This window comes from Streptomyces sp. SID3212, assembly GCF_009865405.1.
Classification (GTDB): domain Bacteria; phylum Actinomycetota; class Actinomycetes; order Streptomycetales; family Streptomycetaceae; genus Streptomyces.
Genome location: NZ_WWJY01000860.1, coordinates 1 through 233 on the forward strand (window position 1 = coordinate 1; position 233 = coordinate 233).

General features: G+C 80.3%; 1 pseudogene. It reads right to left on the reverse strand.

Going from position 1 to position 233, the window contains the following annotated elements:
* Positions 1-233: pseudogene (locus GT042_RS38340) on the reverse strand (hypothetical protein); the annotation flags it as partial.

The following is a 233-nucleotide window of genomic DNA, read 5'->3' on the forward strand; positions in this document are numbered from 1 at the left end:
GTGTCCCCCGTCAGCGGGGCCGGCGCGGGGTCGTCCCGGTCCGCCGGGTCCACCGCCTCGCCCGTGCCCTTGCCGCCGCTGCGCGTGGACGGCTGGGGGCCACCGGCGTCCTCCCCCTTGGGGTGCGCGCCGGCCTGCGTACCGAAGAAGTCGAAGCCGCTGCCCGGCCGCCGTGCCGGGCGGCGCTGCGCGGAGTACGGCACGATCGCGGACGCGCCCGGCACCCGCTTGGC